This is a genomic window from Roseateles sp. DB2 (assembly GCF_051857535.1).
In the GTDB taxonomy this organism is placed as follows: Bacteria; Pseudomonadota; Gammaproteobacteria; order Burkholderiales; family Burkholderiaceae_C; genus Roseateles_B.
This window is the reverse complement of sequence record NZ_JBPZGY010000051.1, coordinates 1-1,098: the sequence shown is the minus strand read 5'-3', so window position 1 is coordinate 1,098 and position 1,098 is coordinate 1. Positions and strand designations below refer to the sequence as shown.

The window sequence follows — 1,098 nt, the reverse complement described above, 5'->3', positions numbered from 1 at the left end:
TGCGGCATCATCGGCGGCTATGCCCATCGATAAAGATCCGAGTCCGCTTACGCCGGAGCAGCAAATCAAGGCGCTGCAGGTGCAGCTGAAGCAGGCCGAACAGAAAGCCCAGTTCTTCGAAGCCGTCGTCGATGTGCTGAAGAAGGACTACGGGGTGCGTGTCGTAAAAAAGCCTGCGGGCAAGTCATCGCGCAAGACCTCGTCAAAGGGTTGAGCGTGACGATGGCTTGCCGATTCATGGGCATCAGCCGGCAGGCGCACTACCGAGGCCACCAAAGGAGCTTGGAGCGCGCGCAGCGAGCCGAGACGGTCGTGCAGTTGGTCAGCGAGCGACGAATGCGCCAGCCGAAGGTGGGGACGCGGAAGCTGCACCACATGCTGCGCGAATCTTTGGAGCAGCGCGGAGCAACGCTGGGCAGGGACGCGATGTTTGACGTGCTGCGCAACGCGAGACTCCTGGTGCGAACGCCTCGGGCGTATCACAAGACGACAAACAGTCATCATCACTTCCGGCGTCATCCGAACCTGGTTAAGGCGGGCCCCGACCAGATCAAGGTCACGGGCAGCGAGCAACTCTGGGTGGCCGACATCACGTACCTGCCCACAGACGGCAAGTTCGTCTACCTGAGCCTGGTGACCGACGCGTATTCACGCAAGATCGTGGGCTGGCACGTGCACGCGAGCCTGCAGACCGAAGAGGTCGCGCAGGCCATGAAGATGGCGCTCAAGGCCCGCAAGACGCAGCTGGAGCTCGTGCATCACTCGGATCGCGGCCTTCAATATTGCTCGAACTACTACCAGGAGCTGCATCGGCGTCACGGCGTCCGATGCTCGATGACGGACGGCTATGACTGCTACCAGAACGCCATGGCTGAACGCGTCAACGGTATTCTCAAGGGCGAGTTCTTGCTGAGCCGCCCGGCCGACCTCCTTGAGGCCCGACGCATGGTGAGCCAGTCGGTAGAGATCTACAACCACGAGCGGCCTCATCTGTCGCTGAAAATGCAGACGCCCGATGCAGTGCATCGGGCGTCGATGGCCGGCTGACGCCGGCCTTGTTCAACCGTTCTGAGTGTCAACCTAATTCAGGACGGGTCA

At 61.3% G+C, this 1,098-nt stretch carries 1 pseudogene; it reads left to right on the top strand.

Features of this window, described 5'->3' with window-relative positions:
• Positions 1-1,047: pseudogene (locus ACS5PK_RS22635) on the top strand (IS3 family transposase); the annotation flags it as partial.
• Positions 1,048-1,098 lie beyond the last annotated feature (51 nt).